This is a genomic window from Methylobacterium sp. UNCCL125 (genome assembly GCF_900116795.1).
GTDB classification, from domain to species: domain Bacteria; phylum Pseudomonadota; class Alphaproteobacteria; order Rhizobiales; family Beijerinckiaceae; genus Methylobacterium; species Methylobacterium fujisawaense.
In genome coordinates this window covers 1-7739 of record NZ_FPBW01000074.1, presented here as the reverse complement: position 1 = coordinate 7739, position 7739 = coordinate 1, and the positions used below count along the sequence as shown (strand labels likewise).

The following is a 7739-nucleotide window of genomic DNA, read 5'->3' as shown; positions in this document are numbered from 1 at the left end:
GCCACCCTCCGGCTGCGCCTCCTGAAGCTCGGAGCTCGCATCCGCGAGACCGCCAGCCGGGTTCGCCTCGCCTTCGCCGCCGCCTGCCCTGATGCTGACCTTCTGCGCCACCTCGCGACCGCGCTCGCCCCGGCGCCAGCCTGAACGACGGGGCAGCGACGCCCCGACGAACCCGTCCACATCCCTCCAGCGCTGACAAAACATTCCGGATCCACACGCGTCAGAACAGACGCGCGATCCCGCTCGCCATCAGCCTAAAAACCACCGCCGACAAAGCCCGATGAATAAGACGGGCTAGAGCTGTTCCCGGTCAGGTAGCGACGGCCAAGTCGTTCTCGTAGCCGGCTGCGGCGAGGTAGTTGCGGCACTCCTGCGGAGTGAAGCGCGTGAAGGCCTGACGGATCGCCGCCCAGAGATCCGGGATCGTGCGGGCGGCCGCACTCCGCAGCAGCGCCTTCAGCTTCGCGAAGACCTGCTCAATCGGGTTGAAATCAGGGCTGTAGGACGGGAGGTAGAGCAGCCGCGCTCCTGCAGCCTCGATCGCGTCCTGCACGCCCGCGACCTTGTGGGCTGGCAGGTTGTCCATGATGACGATGTCGCCCGGGTGCAGCACCGGGACCAAGGTCTCGGTGACATAGTCGCGGAAGCGCCTGCCGTTCGTGGGACCGTCCAGCAGCGCGGTCGCGCACAGCCCGCCCGTGCGCAGGGCGGCTGTGATGGTCGTAGTTTTGTAGTGACCAAACGGGGCTGCGAGCCGGCAGCGCTCGCCGCGTGGGGCCCAGCCGTAGCGGCGCGCCATGTTGGTGGCCGCCGCCGTCTCGTCCAGGAACACCAGCCGGTCTGGATTGAGCTCGGGCTGCGCCTCGAACCACGCCTCGCGGGCCGCTCTTACGTCCGCACGCTCCTGCTCAGCTGCGTATGTCGCCCCCTTTTCCAGCTGATCCCGTGGCGGGCAAAGAAGCGCGACAGGCCGCTCGTGCTGGTCTGGATGCCCTGCTCCGCGAGCCGGTCGCGCACCTCGCGCAGGAAAAGACGCGGCTCCTGCTTGGAGATCCTCAGGATCAGCCCGGCATGCGCCTCTATGCGCTTCGAGGTGTGATCACCGCCCATCGGCTTGGAGGCGAGTTGGCCCTCGTGGCGGAAGCGCTCCGACCACCGGCTGGCGCTCGACACGCTGACCCCGAAGCGGGCTGCGGCGCGATGGCAGGAGGCACCCGCCATCACGGCAGCCACAACACGCTCGCGCAGGTCCGCAGACAGGGGTGAAGGCATGAGCAAGCTCCTTCACTCACCAACGCGCTACCCGCTAAATCGTCTCAAACAGCGCGGGACCGGCTCTAGGTCCCACCACGTCCGCGCGAGAGTCAGGTCTGAACTGGTTCTTAGGTTCTGCAATCGGAGGTCTCTTTTATTACGGGTATAATTCTCCCCTTCTACGCGGCAAATCCAATCACGGCCTCTACCGCATTGGTGTTGTCATGATTCAACTCACCTCTTCCACCGATCTTTTCAGGCCAAAACCCGCGATATGACACCTGAATAGCCGAGATCGGTTTAAGGCTTTAGCTTCCGTCCTTCGCCACGCCCGCGCTCCACATAATGAATAAGAGGGTTGATGCGCGAAGCAGCCACGTCAGGATTAGCCATTAGGTAGAAGCAGGTGTCAAAAAACGGCGATGGATTTCGGCCTTCGCGCGCACCATCCCGAAGATAATGGACAAGAGGGTTCACGCCAATAGACTTCACATCACTATATTGCTCCAAATACCACGAAACATCAAAATCTGCGGAGGGACTGCGACTTTCGCGATACCCTTCTTTCACGAAGTGCACGAATGGATCGACTGCTGCAACGGCAACGTCGGGGTTTGCCTCTAAATACCAGGATATATCGAACAATGGATGCACGCGACAGCCAGCCGAGGCGCCCACACGCAGATAGTGGCTTAGCGGGTTTTCTGCAGCTTCGGAGCGGTTCCGATTGACGCTGAGATACCAATCTGGGTCAAACAAGGGATGAGGTTGGCGTCCCTCACGAGCACCGATGCGAAGGAAATGTAGCAGGGCGTTTTCGTAAAGGTTCAAATCCGGAGAGCGCGCCGCATACCAACTGACTGAGAACAAGGGGTGTGGATCCTTGGCTTCGGCATTGGGTAAAGATAGGTAATGCTCAATAGCGTCCCGCTCAGACATAAATACCCTGTTGGTTGCGTGCGAGTAAAAATCAACATTGAATATTACGCTTCTCTCTACGAGACTAACATTGTCGGACATCTTAAATTCCTCAGCGCCTGCCATCTTTACCACCTATCATCTGCAGAGGGAACCAAGTTTACAAGATCATTATACATCAGCAGCCGTTGCGCAAAGTTTAGACTTATCGCTTTGATATAAAATCATAACATATGGGTTGCATGCGGATGAAGCAAAGCTATGGAATCTTGGGACCGGCGAGCAATGATGGTTTATATGCCCATAATATTCAGATCCGCATATCAGGTGTCTGGCGCTACATCGTGCTTCGCAGGCTTTGAGCTTGCCTCCATAACTATTGTGAGCAGCGCGCGCTCCATATCTGCAGCAAGGCGCTGCATGGCCGGATTGCTCTCGCCTTGAATCACACCGCGTAGAGTTTCTAAAACCTGCGGCAACCAAACTACGGTTTGGGTATGTATCGCGTCGACCATGCTTTCTAAGCGCTCGAGGCGGACGTCGCGCCACCGCGCAACCGAAGTCTGCTGCGTGCGTTGAAATTCAACTGCAGGCTCGGTTATGCTCCCAAGGGAGTGGTCCGTAACGGCGAAGGTTTCGTTGCGAAGGTGCGCCTCCACAGCACGCACGGCTGCCTGAGCATCAACCAGCGCCAGTCTCCAACGGGGGATGGCCCCGGTCTGCTGATTCCATACTACGTTGTCAGGCTCATCCCCGCGCGCGAAACACAATGCGCGCGCGACGCTTACAATGAGCGATGACACGTTTGGGTCGGCTAAACTTGCGTCGGTTATGATAGCGTTGGTCAAGATTGCACCTTTCGTGGTTATTTCCAGATCATCGTTTGGGCAAACACGCGCGCCGATTTTAGATAATTTCGTCCTGGCTCTTACCCGACAGGGCTGCCCGGATCGAGTGCAGACCGGCTTCGAAGCCACTAAGACCGCGCCTACAGGATGCGACGGCTTTGGCTGCAGGATGCTATATCAGATGGTTGCAGCGATCAAAGGCCCTAAGGAGGCGCGGCCGACGCTGATAGGCTGCGGAAAGCAAATCTGTGCCGGACTATCTGATCATCCAAAAATAGGCCGAATATTCAATTGCTATATAATTATGTTTTTACAAAATGTTGATTCATGATAATCTTCGCTTTTAAGAAGCGACTTTTTTATTATATTCGTCGGTTCTATAAATGATAAATCGTAAACTTTAGAGATATTATTGCGATGAATATTACATTTGGTAGCTGTGTAATTGGCGTGATATTGCAATTATCGATGAAAACTCAGCATAATCGTGACATACAAGACCGCCTCTGTTTGCTGTATCTAGCTTGATGCCTGGGCGCCGAGGTGCAATAGCGCTAGATCGCGTTGATTGAAAACCCTTGCGCTGACGGTCGATCTCCACCAGAATTGTCGCCGCACCGCACAAGCCGCCTGTCACGCGCGGCAGGGTCCATTTTTGCGCAACCAGAAGTATGCGCGGACATCGGGCCATCTAAGCTCAAGGACGGGGAATTAGGCTTGAACGTATCGGATAGGCTGCGCGACGTGGTTCTCGACCTACGCGCACTTCAAGACCCGAACTACGCCCGTCGTGGCATCGGTCGCCATACCCTCGCGCTCCTTCAAAATGCGCCCGAGAATGTTCGGATGGTTGGACTCATCGATCCTGATTTGCCCGATCCGATCGCCGAAGCTGCGGAGCTCGTGTCGGAGACGCACCAGAATGCCTATGCTGCATTGCACGCCCTCGGTTCGAAGTCGCGACACGCGCCCTACGTTGCGCTCTCACCGATGACGCACGATCCGCTGTTCGGTGCACGTTTCCTTGCCGACCAGCATCGCCTTCGTATGGCGGTGGTCTACGACTTCATCCCACGGCGCTGGCCAGAGCGTTATTTGCCCGGGCCTGCGGAGAAGCTGTCATACGCAACTCAACTTCGGTGGTTGACGCGTTGTGACTTATTTGCCCCAATTTCACAGAGCGCGGGCGATGATCTCAGGGAGCTGTTGTCTGTCTCGCGCCGATCTGTCGCCGTCACCGGCGCCCCCCTCGACCCGCTTTTCGAGAGCGCGCGCTTCCTTGGCCAAACGAAGCGTCGGCACCTCCTCGTTGTGGGCGGTGGCGACCCGCGCAAGAACCCTGACGTAGTCGTTCAGGCGCATGCTGCTTCGCGCATACTCCAGAATGCACGAATCCCTCTCATCATCGCAGGCCAGTACCCGCCGCAGGCGCTCGATCATTTCCGAGCGATTGCGGCGCGCAACGGCGGCCAAACTGACCTTGTGCAGGTACCCGGCGGCGTGTCGGAGAACGAACTAGTCACCTTCTACAGCGAAGCAATAGCCGTCGTGTGCCCATCCTATGACGAGGGATTTGACCTGCCCATTGTTGAGGGCATGGCCGCTGGCATCCCAGTGATCGCGTCCGACATTCCTGTTCACCGGGAGCTAATACCTGATGCGGAACTACGCTTCGCACCGGCTGATGCCGCAATGCTCGTTCCACTGCTGGAGCGGGCGCTCACTGATATCACGTGGTGTTCAGAGATCGTCGAGCGCCAAGCCTCAATTTGGCCGCGCTTCCGAGCCGTCGAGGTCGGCCGTAGGTTCTGGGACCATCTCGTGATGCATTGGAACGTGGCTGCGCCCGCGGTCGCGCGCTCGGCACGCCCGCGCGTTGCGATGCTCACTCCATTGACACCGGACGTTTCAGGCGTAGCAGACTATTCGACTGCGACCTGCGTCGAGTTGCAAGAACTAGTGGATCTTACCGTCTTCACTGAAACAGTAGGACCAACACCCGTCGCGGGCACAAAGGTCAAACCGTTTTCCGCTCTGCCGGCCTTAGTAGACAACTTTGATGCCGTAGTGAATGTGATTGGTAATTCGCACTTTCACCTTAAAACCTTCGAAGCGCTGACGCGCTACGGCGGAGCCGCAATTGCGCATGATGCACGCCTGCTTAGTTTTTACCGTATCTGCCTCGGCCGGGACCGCGCCATATCTGCGGCGTCTAGGGAGGCGGGGAGGCCAGTCGACGAAACCGAGATCCACAGGTGGATGCACGATGAGCACCTCGCCGAGGCCTTATTCCTCGACGAGACGTTTGCTGCGGCCAGCCCAATGATTGTGCACTCTCAAATCACCGCAAATCTGTTGGCATCGCGGTTCGGTCGCTCACCTGTCCATATCCCATTCAGCATCTACCGAGCATGGTCGCCCGCCGAATTGACACCAATAGCGCGATCTCAAGCGCGGCATCGTGCCGGCATTGCGCCGGACGAAATTGCGCTCGTGACGCTGGGTGCGGTGCATGAAACCAAAGCGCCCGAGGAATGTGTCTGGGCGCTTGACATGCTGCGCTCATGGGGGATTCCGGCACGTCTGCACCTCGTCGGCATGGCAACGCCACCAGCCTACGCCGCATATTTTAGAGCCATGGTGGAAAGCCTCGGCCTGGGCGACCATGTTCGGTTGGCGGATGCGTTCGTGCCAGACGCGGTTTATCGGGACGCGCTCTTAGGGGCTGATGTAGCGATCCAGTTGCGCACGTATGCCAACGGGGGCTTGTCTGGGGCCTTGCTCGACTGCGCGGCCGCAGGCGTTCCAACTGTCTGCAATCAAAGCCTCGCCGACGCGGTCGGAACGCCGGATGCCTACGTACGCGCTATCCCGGATGAATTGAGTTCAGTCCTTCTGGCCAACGCTGTGGCCGATCTACTGGAAGACCAGCGGAGCGACGGGGCAGCCGAGCACCGTGAAGCTGCTCGCCTTGCCTTCAGCATTGAGCGTAGCATGGCGTCTTACGCGGTCGCGCTATGCCACGCCGTTGGCGTCGAGCCAGCGCGTCAATCGCGGGGGAGTGTCGCGTGAGACCAGTTATCTTAGATTGCACAGAACTATATCAGAACCCGGTACGTACTGGTATTCAGCGCGTGGTGCGCGAAATTATCCGACACTGGCCGGGTGATGGGCCGGAGCTTCATGTCGCCCGCTTCGTACCGCGATCGGAGGATGGGCTCTCTTCTATCTCGGCCGCAGCGGTGGATTTGTTAACGGACAACAATAAGGCGGCAGTCGATTTGCGCCCTGCGGAACTTGCGACTATGGTGCATGAAACCAGCGAGCGGGGATCGCGACGCGCATTGCCGGCCGACGCGCACATTTTGTTGCCGGAGGTGTTTTTCGAGGGAGCGCGCAGCGCATTTTACGTTTGGCTTGCGCAGAGCCGGCCTAATGACATTTCCGCAATATGCTACGATTTCATACCGTTTTTGCGGCCGGACCTATTTGGGTTGCGGTCAACTAAGAATCTTATGCCTTACATTCGGGCACTGCGAGCGTGCAGTCGCCTCGCGCATATCAGTGACAAGACGCGGCGCGAGTACGCGGATTTCATCGCGCGTTCTCCCGACCCAGATGCCAGCGTGGTTCTGCCGCTCGGCACCAATGGCGTTGCGATCGAACGACAGGTCTGGCGTCCAAATCGGACCGAGTTCGTCACAATCGGGTCGATCGACGGCCGTAAGCGGCAAGAGGTGACTGCCGCCGCTTTCCGGCTACTGCGCGAGAGGGGTCACGAAGTGACCCTGACCGTGATCGGACGGGCTTTTGACTTGCACAACATATCGTGGTTACGCGACATGGCGGCGCTCCCAGGCTTTTGCTGGATTGAAGATGCATCGGACGCGCTTATAGCGGATGCACTACGCCGGGCGAGGGCTACCATTTATGTCTCGGGGGCGGAGGGGTATGGGCTGCCGCCGGTCGAGAGCCTGTGGGCTGGCGTTCCGGTTATCGCTCCAGACAATATGCCAAGCCTAGCCGCCTTAGAGCCGCTGGGGCAAATACGCCTCGCTGAAGTCACACCCGAGACGGTGGCGGAGGCAATGCTGCAGGTGACGGAGGTACCGATCGCCGAAAGGCTATGGACGGAGGCAGCGCGACTTAGGCTACCGACATGGAGGGACTTCGCGCGTGAGACCGCAGAGTGGGTCAGCGCAGGTCCATCCCTACGATCCGCCTAAGTGTCACCTCATCCCGTTCAATGCTGACCGCTCCCCCAAGCTTCACCAGGTTACACCAAGGTGTGCTTAACGAGATTCGTGGGGCTTGAGGCAATAGGGACTGTGCCGCTTGGCAAGCTCGCGCAGCTCATTGCACCTAGCCTGTGAGGCTGATGTCGCTGCCGACATTGCTAAGAACGGAGCTGATGACCACATGTCCGTCGTCAGATGATTTGAGACGAGTCGGGAAGCTCAGGAACGGAGGCTCTGGTCCATCTGGATTGAGAGGTTAGGCAGCCTGCGCGTGATGGCGCAAGCGGCGGTCCATGAGGGTCTGGCGTTTGATCTGCGCCCGTTCACGCAAGATGGCCTCTCCGCGACCGAAGTAGACGTCGGCAGGGGTGAGGTTGCCCAGGCTCTCGTGAGCCCGAACATGGTTGTAGTGCTCCACGAAGGCGGCCACACGCGCCTCGAGTTCGCCGGGCAGGTAGGCATGTTCGAGCAGGATGCGGTT

Annotated in this window: 7 protein-coding genes; 3 read left to right on the top strand and 4 right to left on the bottom strand. The window is 58.6% G+C overall.

Annotated features, from left to right (window positions below; all coding sequences use genetic code 11):
- On the top strand, window positions 1-144 hold a 144-nt coding region (locus tag BM396_RS31665), incomplete at its 5' end, for a transposase (RefSeq protein ID WP_210187150.1).
- A gap of 166 nt (window positions 145-310) precedes the next feature.
- Here BM396_RS31665 and BM396_RS31660 read toward each other — a convergent pair.
- From BM396_RS31660 to BM396_RS32505, 3 genes are all read right to left on the bottom strand, one after another.
- Window positions 311-1272, bottom strand: a protein-coding gene (locus BM396_RS31660) for an IS630 family transposase (RefSeq protein WP_091995313.1) whose coding sequence is annotated in 2 segments (ribosomal slippage) — window positions 311-933 and window positions 933-1272 — 963 coding nt in all. Because the reading frame shifts where the segments join, the coding sequence is not laid out codon by codon here.
- Window positions 1273-1554: 282 nt separating this feature from the next.
- Window positions 1555-2274, bottom strand: coding sequence for a hypothetical protein (locus BM396_RS32510; RefSeq protein WP_139239614.1), 720 nt, complete (start codon window positions 2272-2274; stop codon window positions 1555-1557).
- A gap of 221 nt (window positions 2275-2495) precedes the next feature.
- The gene (locus BM396_RS32505) at window positions 2496-3020 is read right to left on the bottom strand and encodes a hypothetical protein (protein ID WP_139239613.1); all 525 of its coding nucleotides are present in this window, start codon (window positions 3018-3020) and stop codon (window positions 2496-2498) included.
- Between the two features lie 717 nt (window positions 3021-3737).
- Here BM396_RS32505 and BM396_RS31655 point away from each other — a divergent pair.
- Together BM396_RS31655 and BM396_RS31650 are read left to right on the top strand one after the other, a co-directional pair.
- Window positions 3738-6092: a glycosyltransferase gene (locus BM396_RS31655; protein WP_139239611.1), complete on the top strand. Its 2355-nt coding sequence runs from the start codon at window positions 3738-3740 to the stop codon at window positions 6090-6092.
- Window positions 6089-7246: a glycosyltransferase gene (locus BM396_RS31650; RefSeq protein ID WP_158713317.1), complete on the top strand. Its 1158-nt coding sequence runs from the start codon at window positions 6089-6091 to the stop codon at window positions 7244-7246. The genes BM396_RS31655 and BM396_RS31650 overlap by 4 nt, the downstream gene beginning before the upstream one ends.
- A 268-nt stretch (window positions 7247-7514) precedes the next feature.
- On the opposite strand, the gene BM396_RS31645 is transcribed toward BM396_RS31650, so the two are convergent.
- Window positions 7515-7739 (bottom strand): integrase core domain-containing protein (locus tag BM396_RS31645; RefSeq protein WP_043378305.1); only part of this gene is annotated, 225 nt, incomplete at its 5' end.

What these genes read in the sequence shown, in the direction of transcription:
- BM396_RS32510 (WP_139239614.1), bottom strand. Translation starts at nt 2,274, where the DNA reads ATGTCCGACAATGTTAGTCTCGTAGAGAGAAGCGTAATATTCAATGTT.